General features: G+C 33.3%; 12 protein-coding genes and 1 pseudogene. 9 read left to right on the top strand and 4 right to left on the bottom strand.

The features are described 5' to 3' along the window. Positions 1–35: 35 nt before the first annotated feature. From LG45_RS11975 to secDF, 8 genes are all read left to right on the top strand, one after another. On the top strand, positions 36–3,050 hold the full coding sequence (locus LG45_RS11975) for a tetratricopeptide repeat protein (protein ID WP_035127525.1): 3,015 nt from the start codon (positions 36–38) through the stop codon (positions 3,048–3,050). A 30-nt stretch (positions 3,051–3,080) separates the two neighbouring features. Next, positions 3,081–4,829, top strand: coding sequence for a TonB-dependent receptor (locus LG45_RS11970; RefSeq protein WP_035127524.1), 1,749 nt, complete (start codon positions 3,081–3,083; stop codon positions 4,827–4,829). A 90-nt stretch (positions 4,830–4,919) separates the two neighbouring features. Beyond that, complete coding sequence (locus LG45_RS11965; protein WP_035127522.1) at positions 4,920–5,369, top strand: hypothetical protein; 450 nt, start codon at positions 4,920–4,922, stop codon at positions 5,367–5,369. A 193-nt stretch (positions 5,370–5,562) separates the two neighbouring features. Next, the gene (gene asnB, locus LG45_RS11960; protein ID WP_035127521.1) at positions 5,563–7,179 is read left to right on the top strand and encodes an asparagine synthase B; all 1,617 of its coding nucleotides are present in this window, start codon (positions 5,563–5,565) and stop codon (positions 7,177–7,179) included. Between the two features lie 428 nt (positions 7,180–7,607). Then, positions 7,608–9,548 carry a DNA topoisomerase (ATP-hydrolyzing) subunit B gene (gene gyrB / locus LG45_RS11955; RefSeq protein ID WP_035127519.1) on the top strand — a complete coding sequence of 647 codons (1,941 nt, stop codon included), beginning with the start codon at positions 7,608–7,610 and terminating at the stop codon, positions 9,546–9,548. Between the two features lie 19 nt (positions 9,549–9,567). Next, entirely contained in the window at positions 9,568–10,554 is a 987-nt protein-coding gene (locus tag LG45_RS11950; RefSeq protein WP_089046954.1) for a DUF6588 family protein, read from the top strand. A gap of 28 nt (positions 10,555–10,582) precedes the next feature. Continuing rightward, positions 10,583–11,515, top strand: a complete 933-nt coding sequence (gene mdh, locus LG45_RS11945) for a malate dehydrogenase (RefSeq protein ID WP_035127517.1) — start codon at positions 10,583–10,585, stop codon at positions 11,513–11,515. 224 nt (positions 11,516–11,739) lie between these two features. Then, positions 11,740–14,724, top strand: coding sequence for a protein translocase subunit SecDF (gene secDF / locus LG45_RS11940; RefSeq protein ID WP_035127516.1), 2,985 nt, complete (start codon positions 11,740–11,742; stop codon positions 14,722–14,724). Between the two features lie 326 nt (positions 14,725–15,050). On the opposite strand, the gene lgt is transcribed toward secDF, so the two are convergent. The 4 genes from lgt to folE all read right to left on the bottom strand — a co-directional run bounded on the left by lgt (position 15,051) and on the right by folE (position 18,712). Then, a complete protein-coding gene (lgt, locus tag LG45_RS11935; protein ID WP_052087580.1) occupies positions 15,051–15,998 on the bottom strand; it encodes a prolipoprotein diacylglyceryl transferase in 948 nt (315 codons plus the stop codon). A gap of 72 nt (positions 15,999–16,070) precedes the next feature. Further along, a complete protein-coding gene (yidD, locus tag LG45_RS11930; protein WP_035127515.1) occupies positions 16,071–16,316 on the bottom strand; it encodes a membrane protein insertion efficiency factor YidD in 246 nt (81 codons plus the stop codon). A 48-nt stretch (positions 16,317–16,364) separates the two neighbouring features. Continuing rightward, on the bottom strand, positions 16,365–17,846 hold the full coding sequence (cysS, locus tag LG45_RS11925) for a cysteine--tRNA ligase (protein ID WP_035127513.1): 1,482 nt from the start codon (positions 17,844–17,846) through the stop codon (positions 16,365–16,367). Between the two features lie 194 nt (positions 17,847–18,040). Beyond that, complete coding sequence (folE, locus tag LG45_RS11920; protein ID WP_035127512.1) at positions 18,041–18,712, bottom strand: GTP cyclohydrolase I FolE; 672 nt, start codon at positions 18,710–18,712, stop codon at positions 18,041–18,043. 161 nt (positions 18,713–18,873) lie between these two features. Here folE and LG45_RS11915 point away from each other — a divergent pair. Then, positions 18,874–20,396: pseudogene (locus tag LG45_RS11915) on the top strand (hypothetical protein); the annotation flags it as partial.

The raw sequence follows: 20,396 nt of genomic DNA, 5'->3' as shown, positions 1-20,396 counted from the left end.
ATGATAATTTTGAGAGATTAATTAAATTACACACAATGCAAAAAATAACAGCGTTTATTATACTGAATTTATTGGTTGGTTCTGCGACACTATCGGCACAGCAAACAGAGATTTACATTCATCAATTAACGGAGTTTGACAAAGCCGTTTCTTTATATAATGACAAGCAATTTCTTGCTGCACAAATTATTTTTGATAGAGTTAAACAAGATAATGTATCGCAAGATGTACAAGCCGATTGTGCTTATTACATTGCATTTTGCGCCATCAAATTAAATCAAAGTAATGCTGATCAATTGATGGAAGATTTCGTGACCGAGTATCCAACAAGTTCTAAACAAAATCAGGCTTACATTGGCGTTTCACAATATTATTTTGAACAAGGAAATTATCCACAAGCGTTAGAATATTTCGATAAAGTAGACGAAAGCGGATTGACGTATGCCGAGCAAGAAAAATTTAATTTCCAAAAAGGATATGCGTATTTCACTGCCAAAAAGAAAAAAGAAGCCACAACGTATTTCAATAAAGTTCAAAATTCACAAGAATATGGTTCGCAAGCCAAGTATTACTTAGGTTTTATGGCTTATGAAGCCGATGATTATAAAGAAGCAACCAAACAATTCGACCAAGTTTCGGGTGAAGAGAAATACAAAGAAAAGCTGTCTTATTTTCAGGCAGACATGAATTTTAAATTGGGTAATTTTCAAAAGGCAATCGAATTAGGAAAAGCTGCGATGGCAAAATCTAACGCTTTAGAAAAATCAGAATTGAATAAAATTATTGGTGAAAGTTATTTCAATTTGAAGCAATACAACGAAGCGTTACCTTACTTGAAAGAATATAAAGGCAAAAAAGGTAAATGGAGCAACACCGATTTCTATCAGTTAGGATACACCTATTACCAACAAAAAGATTACGAAAATGCTATTGTTCAGTTCAGTAAAATCATCGATGGAAAAGATTTTGTAGCGCAAAATGCTTACTATCACTTGGGTGAAAGTTACATGAAAACCGACAAAAAGCAACAAGCTTTAAATGCTTTCAAAAATGCTTCTGAAATGGATTTTGATTTAAAAATTCAAGAAGATGCTAGTTTGAATTATGCCAAATTAAGTTACGAAATAGGAAATTCCTATCAATCGGTTCCAGATGTTTTAGCTACTTTTATGGCAAAATATCCAAATTCGCCAAGTAAAAATGAAGTCGAAAATTTATTGATTAATTCGTACATAACTTCTAAAAACTATAAAGAAGCGCTAACTTTATTAGAAAAAAATAAAAGCCCAGAAAATCGTTTGGCATATCAAAAAGTAACATTCTACCGCGGATTGGAATTGTTTACCGATGGAAGTTATCAAGAAGCTCAAAAAATGTTTAAGGCTTCATTAAAAGAGCAAAAAGATGCCAAGTTCACGGCTCGAGCTACTTTTTGGAAAGCAGAAACAGAATATGTTTTAGACAATTTTAATGAAGCATTATTGAGTTTCAAACAATTTGAAGGAATGGCCGAAGCTAAAAATACGCCAGAATTTAAAAACATCAATTACAACATCGCCTATTGCTATTTCAAACAAAAGGAATACGATCAAGCTGGTAATTATTTTCAAAGTTTTATAGAAACTTCGAAAGACGACAAAACACGTTTGAATGATTCGTACTTAAGATTAGGCGACAGCCGATTCGTAACTTCCAAATATTGGCCAGCTATGGATGCTTACAACAAAGCTATCGAATTGAAAAGTGTTGATGCCGATTATGCTGCATTCCAAAAAGCAATTAGCTATGGATTTGTGAGTAAAAACGATAAAAAAATTGAAGATTTCAATAAGTTTTTAGCAACTTTTAAAACTTCACAATATCGTGATGATGCCTTGTTTGAATTAGGAAATACCTATGTTGCCGATAACAAAACCGATTTAGCATTGAAGACGTACGATCAATTACTAAGCGAATTCAAAAACGGAACGTACTCATCGAAATCAGTTTTACGTCAAGGTTTGATTTACTATAATGCAAGTAAAGACGATCAAGCAATTACTAAATTCAAAAAAGTGGCTGCCGATTATCCTAAAAGTCCAGAAGCACTTGAAGCGGTTGCAACAGCACGATTAATTTATGTTGATAATGGAAAAGTTGATGAGTATGCAACCTGGGTTAGAACATTAGATTTTGTAGAAGTTTCAGATTCTGAATTAGATAACGATACTTACGAAGCGGCCGAAAAACAATATTTGCAAAATAATACTAAGCAAGCAATCGCAACTTTAAGTAGTTATGTTGCTAAATTTCCTAGAGGAATTCATGCGTTGAAAGCTAATTTCTATTTGGCACAATCGTATTATGCTGACGGTTTAGAAGCGAATTCAATTCCGAATTACGAATATGTAATTGCGCAGTCAAAAAGTGAATTTACAGAGCAAGCATTGGCTCGTTTAAGCGAAATTCATTTGAAGAAAAATGATTTTGCAAAAGCAATTCCGGTTTTAAAACGATTAGAAACAGATGCCGATTTTCCTCAAAATATAACATTTGCACAAGCCAATTTGATGCGTTCCTATTACGATCAGAAAGATTATCCAAACGCGGTTGTTTATGCTGATAAAGTTTTGGCAAATCCAAAAACAGATAATAAAGTAAAAAGCGATGCTCAAATTATCGTTGCACGTTCGGCGATAAAAGCGAATGACGAAGGTAAAGCAAGAACAGCTTATGCAAATTTATTGAAAATTGCCAAAGGTGAATTAGCTGCCGAAGCTTTGTATTATGATGCTTATTTCAAAAATAAAGATTTAAAATACGATGATTCAAATAAATCAGTTCAAAAATTAGCCAGAGATTATTCGGGTTACAAATATTTTGGTGCGAAAGGATTGGTTGTTATGGCTAAAAATTATTATGGATTAAAAGACAGTTTTCAAGCAACATCAATTTTGGAAAGTGTAATTGATAATTTCAATGATTATCCAGATGTTGTTGAAGAAGCAAAAACAGAATTAGACATCGTTAAAACGGAAGAAGCTAAAACCAATTCGTCAATCAATAAGTAATCAGATATCAAAAATCAGATTTAGAAAATTATGAAAGTAAATAAATTTATATATGTAGGTTTTTTGATGTTAATGACTCAACTTACAATTGCACAAAAGAAAGATCAAAATATTGGTAACGAAGTTGTAAATGTGGTAAAACCCTACACGCCAACAATTTCAGATGCTTTTAAAGTGAAGGAAACACCGTCATTAGATGATGACGATAATACTAAAAAAGAGAATATTCAATACAATATTTTCTCTTTTCCGGTAGCATCAACTTTTACACCTTCTAAAGGAAAAGCAGCAAATGTTGATAAAGAAGAACAAGAAAAATTGTTCAGCAACTATGCCACATTAGCAGCTGGAAATTACGGAAATATCAACGCCGAATTATTTGTAACTCAAACACTAGAAAACAATAATTATATCGGAGCAATGTTGCGCCATCTTTCTTCGCAAGGCGGAATTAAAGAAGTGGTTTTAGACGATAAATTTTCGAATACTTCTTTAGATTTAACTTACGGAAGCAGAACGAGAGAAATGTCATGGAATGCCGATTTAGGTTATTCTCGTCAAATGTACAATTGGTATGGCTTAAATCCAGATTTATACGAAACACTTTTGCCTGCCGATAGAGATGCTTTTATCAACGCAATTGATCCAAAGCAAACCTATCAAAATATCTCTCTTGGCGGAAGATTATCCCTTAAAGAAAGCGTTTTCAAAGAAGCTTCAATAAAATTCAATCGTTTTTCAGATGCATTTTCATCTGCCGAAAACAGATTTGTTGCAAAACCTTCTTTTGCCTTTGAATTTTTAGAAGAAAATATTAAAGCAGATTTCGTATTGGATTACATCAGCGGAAGTTTTGACAAAGATTATTTAGGTCTATCTGAAATTAAATATGGTTATACAAATATTGGTTTTAAGCCAAGTTTCCAAATTTTGAAAGATGATCTATCAGTAAATGTTGGAATTGGTTTGTTCTATTCGATGGCAAATCAAGAAGGTGATAACAAGTTTTTCATCTACCCAAATATTACTGCTTCCTATAAAGTTGTTGGCGATTTAATGATTGCTTATGCTGGAGCGGAAGGAAATTTGAAACAAAATTCGTTTCAAGAATTCACACAAGAGAATTTCTTTGTTTCACCAACATTAGGTGTGGCGCCAACCGATCAAAAATTTGATATTTATGTTGGTTTGAAAGGAAAATTGGCCAATTCTATAAGCTATAATGTTCGTGGTTCTTATTTAAACGAAGACAATAGAGCTTTATTTAAAAACAATATTTACAATCAAGAAAATACTAATACAGAAGGTTATACCTATGGAAATTCGTTTAATGTAGTTTATGATGCAGTAAAAACATTAAGTTTCTTTGGAGAATTAAAAGCCGATTTTTCTAAAAATGTATCCTTCGGAATCAACGGAACTTTTAGTAGTTATTCTGAAAAAGATCAAAAAGAAGCATGGAATTTACCAGGATTAAAAATTGGTTCTAATTTAGATTTTAACATCACACCAAAATGGTCTGCTGGAGTTAATGTTTTCTTTGTTGGAGAACGAAAAGATCAGTTTATTGATAGTTCATTACTTACCAATAGTATTGTAGATTATACTTTAGATAGTTACTTCGATTTAAATGCTAACGTAGTTTATAAATACAGCGATAGATTGACCTTTTTCTTAAAAGGAAATAACATTGCCAACCAAAAATACCAACGTTGGTTAAATTATTCTGTTCAAGGAGTTCAAGGATTGGTTGGAGCAAATTATAAATTTGACTTCTAATTAGAAATTAGAAATTCGAAAATAAAAAAAGCAAAGTTCGCAAGGTTTAATGTACTAAACTTTGCGAACTTTGCAGTTAAATAAAAATACATGAATTTAAAAGAAAACATCCTTCAACAACACCAACAATTACTTCAAGATAAAATCGATGTTTTTCGCGACATGATTACAGCATTAACCGAAGATGCTCAAAACGATGCAAAAGGTTCGGCTGGTGACAAACACGAAACTGCTTTGTCAATGATGCATATCGAACAAGAAAAACTAAATCATAAACTAAAAGAAATTTTAGCTCAAAAAGCCATTATTGATAAAATTGATGCTTCCGCAAATCATACTAAGATAGCTTTAGGAAGTTTAGTTCAAGCCAACGGAATGTTACTTTTTATAAGCGCCGCTTTACCCAAAATCACAGTCGATAACAAATCTATAATCGCTGTTTCTCCGCAATCTCCGCTTGGAAATAAATTAATGGGAAATGAAGTTGGATTTTCGTTTGAGATAAATACGACAAAGTATCTAGTTCAGTCTATTGAATAAATTTTGAATTCCCTTTTTTACAATCTCAAACCCACAACTGCATTTTCAAACCAGTTTACTTTCATATATATCTTATAAATACATTTTTACTTTAAATTTATAACTAAATATTCTTTTTTAGTTTTAATATTTGAATCAATACTGCAATTTTGCTTCATCAAATAAAACGTAGTATAATTAAAAGGAAAAGAGTATGTGTGGTATATTAGCAATCATCGGAAAAGGTAAAGACGAACAATTAGTAAAACAACTTTCTAAAAGAATGTCACATCGTGGTCCAGACGAAAGTGATATTCATGTTACAGAAAACGGACATATATTAAGTCACGAACGTTTGTCAATTATCGATTTACATTCGGGTAAACAACCAATTCAAGGAACGTCTTCTGCTTGGATGATTCACAATGGCGAAATATACAACCATCAAGCTTTAAGAGATGGTGTTTTAAAAGGTCATACATTCAAAACCAAATCTGATTCTGAAGTTATTGTACATTTATACGAAGAATTCGGATATGATTTTGTTGATATGTTAGACGGCGATTTTGCTTTCGTAGTAATCGATGGTGACAACTATATTGCAGGTCGCGATCCACTAGGAGTGAAGCCATTGTATTATGGTATGGACGAAAGAGGAAGAGTTTATTTTGCTTCCGAAATGAAACCAATTGCCGACCAATGTAAAACATTTTCAACATTTCCTCCAGGACATTATTACACTCCAGAAACCGGTTTTGTAAAATATTACAAACCAGAATATGAAGACTATACAAAAGCAACAAAAGAGCTTGATTTACTAGAAATAAGAGAAGCTTTAACCGAAGCTACCCGCAAACGTTTAATGAGCGATGTGCCAATTGGAGTATTGCTTTCTGGCGGTTTAGATTCGTCTTTAACATCATCAATCGCAGCTCGTTTATTGAAAGAAAAAGGTAAAGATTTACATTCGTTTTCAATCGGATTGGATGCTGATGCACCAGATGCAAAAGCAGCGCGTAAAGTAGCCGAATTCTTAGGTACAAAACACCACGAAGTTCACTTTACTATCGAACAAGGAATTGAAATTTTAGATAAATTAATTTGGCATCTTGAAACGTACGATGTTACTTCAGTTAGAGCAAGTACACCAATGTATTTCTTGTCAAAAGCTATTACGGATTTGGGAATTAAAGTGGTGCTTTCTGGTGAAGGTGCAGACGAAATTTTTGGTGGATATTTATACTTCAGAAATGCACCAACTACCGAAGATTTCCAAAAAGAAACTATCGAAAGAGTACAAAAATTATTTACCGCCGATTTACTTCGTGCCGATAAATCAACGATGGCTCACGGATTAGAAGCACGCGTTCCGTTTTTAGACAAAGCATTTTTAGATGTTGCAATGACTATCAAAGGTGAAGAAAAACAGCCAAAAACCTACGATGGAAAAGAGAAATATATTCTAAGAAAAGCATTCGATACACCAGACAATCCATATCTTCCAGATGAGGTTTTATGGCGTCAAAAAGAACAGTTTTCTGATGGAGTTGGTTACAGTTGGATTGACACCTTAATCGAATTTTGTGCCTCACAAGTGACTGATGAGCAAATGGAAAGCGCAGCCCAATTATTTCCATACAACACACCTGCAACCAAAGAAGCATTTTATTACAGAACCATTTTCAATAAATATTATCCACAAGTAAGCGCGGCACAAACCGTTAGAAAATGGATACCAAAATGGCAAGAAAATCAAGATCCATCAGGTAGAGCAAATGCGGCACACGTGCAAGCCGATACCGAAATTGCCAAAGCAACCGTATCAATATAATAGTTATATAAAAGTTTAGTTTGTTTGTTAAATCTGAGCCAGTTTCAGGTACTTAAACGTTTACCATTTGGTAAGCGTTTTTTGTTGTCATTGCGAGGCACGAAGCAATCTCATCTTTTTATTAGAAGCGAATCGTTCGGTATTTATTTGTAATCCATTTTCCTGCTACTGAAACTCGCTTCCCGATAAAAATCGGGAGAGCTCAAACAATTTCAGTATCAGGGCTAGATAGTAGTTGTCAGTATATCAAATAGTTGCAAATAACAACGATTTCTAAACTTCAAAAATTGGCTTTAAATCCATTAAAAATTATTAAGAGGTAAATGTTAATAACTTAAACGATAAATTGCTTAAAATCGCTTTAAAATCGTCTTTACTTTTGTATATTTGCGTGTTAGACAAAAATCATACTCACGATACAATTTAATATGAGCGACGAAATTAAAAAGAATAGCTATTCAGCCGACAGTATTCAAGCATTAGAAGGAATGGAGCACGTAAGAATGCGACCATCCATGTACATCGGAGATACTGGCGTTAGAGGTTTACACCATTTAGTTTATGAAGTAGTTGATAACTCGATAGATGAGGCATTAGCAGGTCATTGCGACACAATAAGCGTATTTATTAATGAAGACAATTCGGTTACCGTAGAAGACAATGGTCGTGGTATTCCAGTTGATATGCACAAAAAAGAAGGCGTTTCTGCTCTAGAAGTAGTAATGACCAAAATTGGTGCAGGAGGAAAATTCGATAAAGATTCTTATAAAGTTTCGGGTGGACTTCACGGAGTTGGTGTTTCTTGCGTTAATGCACTTTCTGATAACCTAAAAGCAACCGTTTTTAGAGACGGAAAAGTGTACGAGCAAGAATATGAAAAAGGTAAAGCAATGTATCCGGTTAAGCAAGTTGGTGAAACAACAAAGCGAGGAACAATGGTTACTTTTCATCCTGATAAAACCATTTTTACTCAAACAATTGAGTATTCTTATGATACACTTGCAGCACGTATGCGTGAATTATCTTTCCTGAATAAAGGAATTACAATCACACTTACAGATAAAAGACATACTAAAGACAACGGCGATTTTGAAGGTGAAGTTTTTCATTCTAAAGAAGGGCTTAAAGAATTCGTTCGATTTTTAGATGCTGGTAGAGAACCAATTATTTCTCACGTAATAAGCATGGAGCACGAAAAAGGAGAAGTTCCTGTTGAGGTTGCTCTTGTTTACAATACAAGTTACTCCGAAAATATTTTCTCTTACGTAAATAATATTAACACGCACGAAGGTGGAACGCACTTGCAAGGTTTCCGTATGGGTTTAACTCGTACTTTAAAGAAATATGCAGATGCTTCTGGACTTTTAGATAAATTAAAATTTGAAATTTCGGGTGATGACTTCCGTGAAGGTTTAACAGCTATTATTTCGGTAAAAGTTTCAGAACCACAATTTGAAGGACAAACTAAAACCAAACTAGGAAATAGAGAGGTAGTTTCTCCAGTTTCGCAAGCGGTTTCAGAAATGCTTGAAAATTATTTGGAAGAAAATCCAAACGATGCTAAAATTATTGTTCAAAAAGTAATCCTTGCTGCTCAAGCACGTCACGCTGCCAAAAAAGCACGTGAAATGGTACAACGTAAAACCGTTTTAGGTGGTGGAGGTTTACCAGGAAAATTATCTGATTGTTCAGAACAAGATCCTGCAAAATGCGAAGTATATCTTGTCGAAGGAGATTCGGCTGGTGGAACGGCAAAACAAGGTCGCGATAGAAACTTTCAAGCCATCATGCCATTAAGAGGTAAGATTTTGAACGTTGAAAAAGCAATGCACCACAAAGTTTTTGAAAACGAAGAAATTAGAAATATCTTCACTGCTCTTGGTGTAACCATTGGAACGGAAGAAGATTCTAAAGCATTAAATCTAGATAAATTAAGATACCATAAAGTAATTATTATGTGTGATGCCGATGTCGATGGAAGTCACATTGCCACATTAATTCTTACCTTCTTTTTTAGATTTATGCGTGAATTAATTGAAGGCGGACACGTTTATATCGCTGCGCCACCTTTATATTTAGTAAAGAAAGGAAACAAAAAAGAATACGCTTGGACAGACGATCAACGTGATTTAGCTAACGAAAGAATGGGCGGAAGCGCTGCAATCCAACGTTACAAAGGTCTTGGAGAAATGAATGCCGAGCAATTGTGGGAAACTACAATGGATCCTGCTTACAGAACATTACGTCAAGTTAATATTGACAATTTGGCCGAAGCCGATAGAGTTTTCTCAATGTTAATGGGAGATGAGGTTCCGCCAAGAAGAGAATTTATCGAGAAAAATGCAGTGTATGCAAATATCGATGCTTAGTAAGTTTTCAAAATATATAATGATTGGGATTTGTTTGATTTTTTCAGGCAAATCCTTTTCTCAATCAGATCAATTGTTACAAGATTTAGGGTATCTCATTGACGATGCCCTATTTTTTTCTGATAAATACATTACACCAGCAACCGATGCTGCGGTTTATCAATCTTCTTCGGGTTGGGTTTATTCAGCAAAAAAGAGAAAATTGTGGGATGTAACTGTCGGAGTCAATACCAATTTCTTTTTCGTTCCAAATAGTGACAGGGAGTTTCAAATTAAAAACAGCGATTTTCAATTGCTAAGTATTGAAAGCGGAGCAACATCTGCAACAGTTCCTACTGCAATTGGAAACGGAGATCAAATTTATCTTGCTGGAGATTTAGATGGTGAACCTATACGAATTGAAACACCAAAAGGAATTAATCAGAATGTAGTGATTTATCCGCATTTGTCTGGAGCGCTTTCGCTTTGGTATGGAACCGAAGTTTTAGTGAAATATTCACCAAGAGTAAATCTAAAACGAAGTGAATATCAAGTATATGGCTTCGGAATAAAGCATAATTTGAGTCAGTACTTTAAATCATTAGAAGCAAATAAAATTAATTTGGCAGCGACCGCAACGTATTCCAATGAGGATGTAAGTTTTGATTTTTTAGACATTCAAACCGATTTTGGAAACCTCGGAATCAATAGATTAAGTGGTTTGGTTGATACGTATCAAATGCAACTAAATGCTTCAAAAGAGTACAAAAAAATTGAAGTTTTAGCAGGATTTATTGCCAATGTTAGTGATTTCAAATACAAATTAACTGGTACAAAAGGCGCAATCGAAGAAACTATTCCGTTGCAATATATTTTAAATCAAAGATTGAAAGAAATCTATAAGACTAAAGCCAATTTTATGGGCGAAATTTCGGGTAGATATCAAATTAGCAAAATTTTTATACAATCTACGATTGCTTTTGGTAAATTTGTGAATTCAAATTTATCAGTTCAATACGAATTTTAATTTTTTTTAAATATAAACACACAATAAAATGAAAGTTACAATAGTAGGAGCAGGAAACGTTGGTGCAACATGCGCAGATGCAATCGCTTACAGAAGAATTGCGAGTGAAATCGTATTATTAGATATTAGAGAAGGTTTTGCTGAAGGTAAAGCTTTAGATATCATGCAAACGCAAACCACTTTAGGATACAACACCAAAGTATCTGGAAGTACTAATGATTATTCTAAAACTGCTGGAAGTGATGTAGTGGTTATTACATCTGGAATTCCAAGAAAACCTGGAATGACTCGTGAAGAATTAATCGGAATTAACGCTGGAATTGTAAAAACGGTTGCTGAAAATTTATTACAACATTCGCCAAATGCTATTGTTGTTGTGGTCTCAAATCCAATGGATACAATGACTTATTTGACTTTAAAAGCTACTGGATTACCTAAGAACAGAATCATCGGAATGGGTGGCGCTTTAGACAGTTCACGTTTTAAATGTTATTTATCGCAAGCATTAGACAAACCTGCAAATGATATTCAAGGTATGGTAATTGGTGGTCATGGTGATACAACTATGATTCCGTTAACGCGTCTTGCTTCATATAATGGTGTTCCAGTTTCTGAATTTTTATCTTCAGAAGAATTAGAAAAAGTTGCTGCCGATACTATGGTTGGTGGAGCCACTTTAACTGGTTTATTAGGAACTTCGGCTTGGTACGCACCAGGAGCATCTGTGGCTTATTTAGTTGATAGTATTTTACACGATCAAAAGAAAATGATTCCATGTTCAGTATTTTTAGAAGGTGAATACGGACAAAATGATATATGTATTGGTGTTCCATGTATCATCGGTAAAAACGGAGTTGAAAAAATTGTTGACATTAAATTAAACGAGGACGAAAAAGCAAAATTTGCTAAAAGTGCTGATGCAGTTAGAGCAATGAATGCCGATTTGAAATCGATTTTATAAAGTTAAAATCATAAGGTAATAAAAGACTGCAAAATTTGCAGTCTTTTTTTTGATATTAATCCCTAAATAATTTGTTAATCTTTAGGTTAATTATATATTTGCACGTTTCAAAAAAAGTGTAGATTAGTATTTTTTATGATTTTTATTGAGAATCAGTAAATTACCTTATGTTTATTGACTTTTTGAAATACCAACAAACAAAAATTAATTAATTTTTAGTAATAATGCAGAATAAAGGACTTATTAAATTTTTCGCAATTCTATTTGCACTGGTAAGTATTTACCAACTTTCTTTCACCTTTGTTTCAAACAAGGTAGAAAATGATGCTAAAGCTTTTGCTGGTGGAAACCAAGATAAAGAAACAAAGTATCTAGACTCTATCAGTAAAGAGAAAGTATTTAATTTAGGTTTTACAGATTACACTTTTGAAGAGGTAAGAGGTAAGCAAATTAACAAAGGTCTTGACCTTGAAGGAGGAATTAACGTAATTCTTCAAATTTCGGTTAAAGATGTTTTAAAAGGTCTTGCTAACAATTCTAAAAATCCAGCTTTCAACAAAGCATTAGAAGATGCAAAATTAAACCAAAAAGGAAATCAAAGTTACCTTGATGCTTTCTTTGACGCATTTGATGCCAATAAAGGAACTACAAAATTAGCTTCTCCAGATATTTTCGCTAACAGAAATTTATCGGATGTTGTTAACTTTAATATGACTGATGACCAAGTTAAAAAGGTAATCAGAAAAAAAGTTGATGAATCGGTAGAAAGTGCTTTTGGCGTTTTGAGAAAACGTATTGACAAATTTGGTGTAACACAACCAAACATCGCTAAATTAGGTCAAACTGGTCGTATCTTGGTAGAATTACCAGGTGCAAAAGATGTAGATCGTATCAAGAAATTATTATCAAGTACAGCTCAATTAGAGTTTTGGGAAACATATAAAATAGATGAATTAGGTCAGTTTTTAATGTCTGCAAATGACGCTTTAAAACTAACTGAAAATGCTGCTGTTGCAACTAAAGAAGTAAATCCTGTTAAAGAAGATACTTTAGCAAAATTACTTACAAGTGCAGAAAAAACAGATTCAGCTGCAACAACTAAAGGTAACAATCCGTTATTAGACAAGTTTGTAGGACAAGGTGGTGGACCAGTTTTGGGAGTTATCGCTGCTAAAGATACTGCTGCTGTAAACGGTTATTTTAAAAGAAAAGATATTAGAGGTTTATTGCCTGCAGATAAGCGTTATGCAAAATTTGTATGGAATAAAGGAACAACTGTAGTTGACGAAAAAACTAAAAAAGCTACAGAAACTTTCGAATTATATGCATTAAAAGGGAATCGTGATGATGTTGCTCCATTAAGTGGTGGTGTTATTACAGATGCAAGCGATACATTTGATCAAATGGGTAAACCAGCCGTTTCTATGCAAATGAACGGTCAAGGTGCTAAAGTTTGGGAAGAATTAACAGGTAGAGCTTTTACAGAAAAAGGATTTATTGCAATCGCTCTTGATGATGTAGTATATTCTGCTCCTGGAGTTTCTTCTGGACCAATTGCTGGAGGAAGATCTGAAATCTCAGGTGCATTTGATGTAACAGAAACTAAAGATTTAGCTAACGTTTTAAGAGCTGGTAAATTACCTGCTGCTGCAGAAATTGTTCAATCGGAAGTAGTAGGACCATCATTAGGTCAAAAAGCTATTGATGCTGGATTAACTTCATCAATTGTAGGTTTCTTATTAGTATGTTTATGGATGGTTTTCTATTATGGTAGAGCAGGTTGGTATGCTAACGCAGCTTTATTATTAAACTTACTTTTCTTATTCGGAATTATGGCCGCTTTTGGTTTTGTACTTACATTGCCAGGTATTGCAGGTATCGTTTTAACATTAGGTACTGCGGTTGATGCCAACATCATTATATATGAAAGAGCAAAAGAAGAATTACGTGAAGGTAAAACTCTTGGCGAAGCTGTAAAAGCTGCATACGGATGGAAAGGTGCTATGCGTTCTATTATTGATGCTAACGTGACTCACGTATTAACAGGTGCTATTTTATACATTTTTGGTACAGGTCCAATTCAAGGTTTTGCTTTAACATTACTTATTGGTATTGTAACTTCATTATTTACATCAATCTTCATTGCTAGAATTTTCATTGATAGAGATATTGCAAGTAATAGATCATTGATGTTCTGTACACCAACAACTAAAAATTGGTTTACAGGTTTCCATATTGACTTTATTGGAATGAAAAAATGGACATACTTATTTTCTTCACTTGTTGTTGTAGTAAGTTTAGTTTCTATTTTCTTTGTAAATGGTCTTGATGAAGGTGTTGATTTTGTTGGAGGAAGAACATTCCAAGTAAAATTTGAAAAACCAGTTGAGCCTACAAAAGTATCAGAAGAATTATCTCAAGTTTTTGGAACTCCAGTAGAAGCTAAAATCTTTGGAGATTCAGATCAGTTGAAAATCACAACTAAATATAAAATTAAAGAAGAAGGAACTGCTGTTGATGCTGAAGTTAATAAAAAATTATACGACGGTTTAAGCAAATATTTTAACAACATTTCTTACGATAAGTTTGTGAATTTATATCAAGGTAAAGTTTACGGAGTTTTGCAAGGTTCTAAAGTAAGTGCAACAATTTCTGCCGATATTAAAACTAACTCATTCTGGGCTGTTTTAGGTGCAATGTTAGTTGTTGGTCTGTACTTAGTAATCTCGTTCCGTAAATGGCAATATTCTCTTGGAGCAATTGCTGCAATCTTACACGACGTTATCTTTGTATTAGGATTATATTCATTATTATACAAAATAATGCCATTCCATATGGAAATGGATCAGCACTTTATTGCAGCTATCTTAACAGTAATTGGATATTCAATGAATGATACGGTAATTGTATTTGATAGAATTAGAGAATTTCTTGCAGGTAACGTAAAAGGTACTTTTAAAGATGTGGTAAACGCTTCTATTAACACTACATTATCTAGAACATTGAATACATCGTTAACCATGATTTTAGTATTATTAATCATGTTTATCTTTGGTGGAGAATCTATTAGAGGATTTATTTTCGCAATGTTAATTGGTATTTTAGTTGGAACATACTCTTCATTATTCATCGCAACTCCTGTTTTAGTTGACTCAATGAACAAAAAAGAAATTGACGAAATTGAAAAACGTCACCATGCAAATGAATAACTATTAGTTATAATTTATATAAAGAAAGCCACGCAGAAATGTGTGGCTTTTTTGATTTAAATAACTTTAGAAGTAAGTCTTTAATGTTTTTTTTTATAATCTAAAAGTTATAACTTAAAGATCGAAACTCTGAATTTAAGATTCAACACATTTCGTCTGTATAGTTTAATTCTGATTGGTTTGATACCTATTGGATTAATACTAAATGTTTGTTGCTACAAATTTTACGCAAATAACTTGAACGATAATAATTTAATTAAAAAGAATTTAAGACAAAAAAAAGAGGCATTCACAGTGCCTCTTTTTTTATAATAATTATATTTAATTTAAAATAACTTATCCGGATTTACATCATTGTCGAACAAGTCTTTTGGTAGTGGTTTTTCTGCAAGAAATATAAAAACAATTCCAACAAGTATAAAAGGAATACTTAACCATTGACCGGTAGAAAATAGGCCTAAGCTTTTTTCAATTCCGCCTTGACTTTCTTTTACATTCTCTACAATAAATCGAACAGACCACAGGAGAACTAGAAAAAATCCAAAAATCAATCCATGTTTTTCTTTATAACTTGTTTTCCAATATAAAAACCAAAGGATTATAAAAACAAAAATATATCCAAAAGCTTCATACAATTGCGCAGGATGTTTTAAAGGAACTTGTTGTAATAAAGATGTGTATTTAGGATCAGTAACAATCGCACTATAGGCACTATTGATATCTTTAATTCCAGTCATATTTATTACATCTGAAGGAGTATATTTATCTCTTAAAAATTTGATTCCAAATTGAGAAGTTGTTTCATTACCTACAATTTCAGAATTAAAGAAGTTACCTAATCGAACAAAAATAGCACCACATGCAACCGGAATTACAACTCTATCTAATACCCAAAGTAATGGTCTTTTAATAACTTTTTTGCTATAAAAATACATTACAATAATAATTGAAATTGCCGCTCCATGACTAGCCAATCCTTGAAATCCTGTAAAATGAAATTCGGGTTCAAATTTAAACGGAAGCAAAATTTCCATTGGATGGTTTCTAAAATATTCCCAATCATAGAAAAATACATGTCCTAATCGTGCACCAAGCAAAGTAGCTAAAACGGTCCAAATAAAAAGTGTATCTAACTTTTCTAATGATTCACCTTCTTTAATAAAAATACGTTTCATGATGTACCAGCCAAGTCCGAAAGCTACAACAAACATCAAGCTATAAAAACGAATGGTTAATGGTCCTATTTCTATGCCTTCCGATGGATTCCAAATCATAATTTTATTATTTTAATCTTTTTTATATTTCAAATTTAATACTATTCACAGAATAAAAGAATGTATTATACTTTATTTATGAGAACATTTTTTTTCGGGTACAGGATCATAACCTGTTTTTCCCCAAGGATGACAGCTTAAAATGCGTTTTATTCCAAGAAACATTCCGTAAAACAAACCATGAACCTTCAATGATTCGATAAAATAACTAGAACAAGTGGGTTCAAATCTACATGTTTGCGGTGTAAATGGCGAAATACCTTGTTGATAAAAACGAATCAGCACTATAAAAGGAAATATGATTATCTTTTTTATCATTGTTACTAATCAAAAACTAGTTATTTAAACCTTAAACAAGCAATCTAACTACTGAATACTAAAAGAAGTTCCGTCTTTTCCGTCTTTCAATTGAATTCCAAGTGCCAATAATTTATCACGAATTTCATCAGACAACGCCCAATTTTTATTTGCTCTAGCTTCGTCACGCATTCCAATTAACATTGTTACAACGCCTTCTAATTTATCCGAATTATTACTGGATGATTTTTCGTTTTTAATTCCTAAAACATCAAATGTAAAGGTAGTTAAAGTTGATTTTAATAATTCTAAATCTTCTGCTGTTATTGTTTCACGTTTGTCATTTAAAACATTTACAAATCGGATTCCTTCAAATAAATGTGCAATTAAAATAGGAGTATTAAAATCGTCATTCATCGCTTCGTAACACAGTTTACTCCAAGATTTTACATCAAGGGTAGAAGTAGCGCTTGTTTCGATTTCACTCAATAAATCTATTCCCTCCATCAATCTATTAAATCCTTTTTCGGCAGCCAAAATAGCATCGTTAGAAAAATCTAAAACACTTCTATAATGCGCTTGCAACATAAAGAATCGCGCCACATTTGGAGCAAAAGCCTTAGTTAAAAACGGACTGTCACCAGTGAAAATTTCGTTAGGAAGTATATTATTTCCTGTACTTTTCGCCATTTTCTTACCGTTTAAAGTAAGCATATTGGCATGCATCCAATAGTTTACAGGCGAATGTCCAGTACAAGCTTCGTTCTGAGCAATTTCACACTCGTGATGCGGAAATTTCAAATCCATTCCACCACCATGAATGTCAAATGTTTCACCCAAATATTTCGTACTCATAGCGGTACATTCCAAATGCCAACCCGGAAAACCAATTCCCCAAGGTGAAGGCCAACGCATAATATGTTCGGGTTCAGCTTTTTTCCAAAGTGCAAAATCCTGACCGTTTTTCTTATCACTTTGACCGTCTAAATCACGCGTGTTGGTTAGCATGTCTTCAATATTTCTACCGCTTAACTTACCGTAATTGTGCGTTTCATTAAACTTTACAACATCAAAATACACTGATCCGTTTACTTCATAACCAAATCCTTTATCAATAATTTGCCTTACAATTTCAATTTGCTCAATAATATGTCCAGTCGCCGTTGGTTCAATACTTGGCGGTAAAAAATTATATTTATCAAGAATCGTATGAAAATCAACAGTATATCGTTGCACAATTTCCATAGGTTCTACCTGTTCCAATCGCGCTTTTTTGGCAATTTTGTCTTCACCATCATCCACATCATCTACAATATGACCAACATCGGTAATATTTCTAACATACCTAGTTTTATAACCAAGATGCAATAAATACCTATAAATAACGTCAAAACTCATAAAAGTCCTCACATTTCCCAAGTGAACATTGCTGTAAACAGTTGGTCCGCACACATACATTCCTACATTTCCTTCATGAACAGGTTTAAAAACTTCCTTCTCACCAGACAGCGAATTATATATCCTAAGCGTTTGATCTTTATATAATGACATAATTTTTTTATTTATTTAGAAGCTAATCCAGCTTTCCATTGCAATTTTGCTTGTAAAAAACTTTTTTTCTAAGGCTAAAAAAGAGCTTCCGTTGGTCGCTTTTTTTATCCAAGAAAAAATAGTTTTTTCCTGCGCAAGAATTTCCATTTCAATCTGGGCTAGTTACGTTCAGTTGTAAAATCGAAATTCAGTATTTAAAAAGAAGTATCTAGTTTTATGTAGTCAAGAAATTCACGTCTAACATTTTCTTCCTTAAATCTACCGCCAAATTCAGACGTTACCGTGCTACTTTCAATATCTCTAATTCCTCTGGAGTTTACACATAAATGCTTAGCATCAATTACACAAGCAACATCTTTAGTGTTTAAAACCTTTTGCAATTCTTCTACAATTTGCATTGTTAAACGTTCTTGCACTTGAGGTCTTTTAGCAAAGTAATCAACAATTCTATTCATTTTAGATAAGCCCACAACAGTTCCGTTAGAGATATACGCAACATGAGCTCTACCAACAATAGGAAGTAAGTGATGCTCACAAGTAGAGTATACTGTGATGTTTTTTTCTACAAGCATCTCATTATATTTATACTTGTTTTCAAAGGTAGACGAGCTAGGTTTTTTATTAGGATTTAACCCACCAAAAATTTCTTTAACAAACATTTTCGCAACTCTGTTAGGTGTGCCTTTTAAACTATCGTCTGTTAAGTCCATACCAAGAGTTTTTAAAATACTCTCAACGTCTTTCTTTATAAGTTCAATTTTTTGGTCATCATTTAAATCAAAGGCATCTTCTCGTAAAGGGTTGTTGGAGCTAGTAGCAATATGATTATTCCCGATTTCATCGGATAAGTCTTGATTATTAATCATTACAATTTTTTAAATTACTTAATAATTTTATATTTCGCAAAGATAATTATTTATTGTTTCAAAAAGACACTCTAAAATAATGAGTTTAGAAAAAAAATCTAAAAATTAAGATAAAATTATATTAATTTTATGTAAATTTCGCCCTCGAAAACAAATTTGCAATGAAGAAAACCTACTTATTATCATTATTTCTACTGTTTAGTTCAATTTTAACAAACGTTTATGCACAAAGTCCAACTTGTGCTGGTGCTAATCCGTTTTGTGCAGGAGGTTCCACTTTTACTTTTCCAAATACTACTGGTTCTGCTAGTATTGGTAGTCCAGGATGTTTAGGTTCAGCTCCTAATCCAGCTTGGTTCTATATCCAAGTTTCACAATCAGGTAATATTGATTTTTTATTAACTCAAGGAAATAATGCACCTATATATAATAATCAGGATGTCGATTTTATAGCTTGGGGTCCATTTGCATCTCCGTCATGTGTTGGTTTATATGATTTTCCCGATGGAAATACAGCAGTTCCTAATAATATTGTAGCTTGTAGTTACTCAGGATCTCCAATTGAGGCTTTTACAATTCCAAACACTGTAGTAGGACAATATTACATGATTTTGATAACAAACTTTTCAAATCAAGCAGGTCAAATTACAATGACGCAAACAAATGATCCAAACGTACCTGGTGTTGGAGAAGCAGATTGTAGTATTCTTTGTCCGCTTTCACTTGGTCCAGATGTTGAAGTTTGTCCTGGTACAACAACAATTTTAACTGCTACAATTGATGCTGCGTCTTCTTATGTGTGGACATCAACTGCTGCAGGATTTGTTGATCCTGGAAATGTGCAAAGTATCACCGTTTCTGCTCCAGGAACATATACAGTTGTAGTTAATAAACCTGGTTGTGTTGCCAATTCAACATCAAGCGCCACAATAACTATTCCAGCTACTCCAGCTACTGGAACTCCAAATGATTTAGTACAATGTATTACCAATCCTATTTTTGATTTAACTGTAAATACTCCTGTTGTTCTAAATGGATTGTCTGGATATACTATTTCATATCACAATACACTTTTAGCTGCACAGGATGGAACTGGTGGTTTAACCATTTCGAACACTACAAATTATGTTGGTACAAATGGAGAGACAATTTACATAAGTATTGAAGATAATAATACAGCTTGTATTTTAACAACTTCATTTCAATTAATCCTTTCTCCAGCTCCAACACCACCAAATCCAGCAGATGTTACAGCATGTGATAGTTATACTTTACCAGTTTTACCAGCTAATGAAACGTATCATTCTGCATCTGGAGGTCTTCCTGCAACCGAAATTCCTGCAGGTACCGTTATAACTACTTCACAGACAATATATGTTTTTTCGCAGTCTGCAATAGCAGGTTGTACATCCGAAGGTGATTTTGTAGTAACAATAATTACTGGAACACCACCCAACCCAGCAGACGTAACAGTATGCGGTAGTTATACATTACCAGCTTTACCAACAGGAAGCACTTATCATTTTGCTTCAGGTGGAGCTGCAGGTACTTTAATTCCAGTTGGAACAGTTATTACGACTTCACAGGTAGTTTATGTATTTTCACAATCAGCTACAACACCATCGTGTAGTGCAGAAGGTGATTTTGTAATTACAGTAAATACGGCACCAGCTACACCAACTCC

The organism is Flavobacterium aquatile LMG 4008 = ATCC 11947, assembly GCF_000757385.1.
GTDB classification, from domain to species: Bacteria; Bacteroidota; Bacteroidia; order Flavobacteriales; family Flavobacteriaceae; genus Flavobacterium; species Flavobacterium aquatile.
Note: the sequence above shows the minus strand (reverse complement) of the source record. Positions and strands in the feature narration are given on the sequence as shown.

Coding starts and splice junctions, on each gene's coding strand:
- asnB (WP_035127521.1), top strand. CDS start 5,563: ATGTGTGGTATATTAGCAATCATCGGAAAAGGTAAAGACGAACAATTA.
- folE (WP_035127512.1), bottom strand. CDS start 18,712: ATGATTAATAATCAAGACTTATCCGATGAAATCGGGAATAATCATATT.
- yidD (WP_035127515.1), bottom strand. CDS start 16,316: ATGATAAAAAAGATAATCATATTTCCTTTTATAGTGCTGATTCGTTTT.
- LG45_RS11950 (WP_089046954.1), top strand. CDS start 9,568: ATGATTGGGATTTGTTTGATTTTTTCAGGCAAATCCTTTTCTCAATCA.
- lgt (WP_052087580.1), bottom strand. CDS start 15,998: ATGATTTGGAATCCATCGGAAGGCATAGAAATAGGACCATTAACCATT.
- gyrB (WP_035127519.1), top strand. CDS start 7,608: ATGAGCGACGAAATTAAAAAGAATAGCTATTCAGCCGACAGTATTCAA.
- cysS (WP_035127513.1), bottom strand. CDS start 17,846: ATGTCATTATATAAAGATCAAACGCTTAGGATATATAATTCGCTGTCT.
- LG45_RS11975 (WP_035127525.1), top strand. CDS start 36: ATGCAAAAAATAACAGCGTTTATTATACTGAATTTATTGGTTGGTTCT.
- LG45_RS11970 (WP_035127524.1), top strand. CDS start 3,081: ATGAAAGTAAATAAATTTATATATGTAGGTTTTTTGATGTTAATGACT.
- LG45_RS11965 (WP_035127522.1), top strand. CDS start 4,920: ATGAATTTAAAAGAAAACATCCTTCAACAACACCAACAATTACTTCAA.
- mdh (WP_035127517.1), top strand. CDS start 10,583: ATGAAAGTTACAATAGTAGGAGCAGGAAACGTTGGTGCAACATGCGCA.
- secDF (WP_035127516.1), top strand. CDS start 11,740: ATGCAGAATAAAGGACTTATTAAATTTTTCGCAATTCTATTTGCACTG.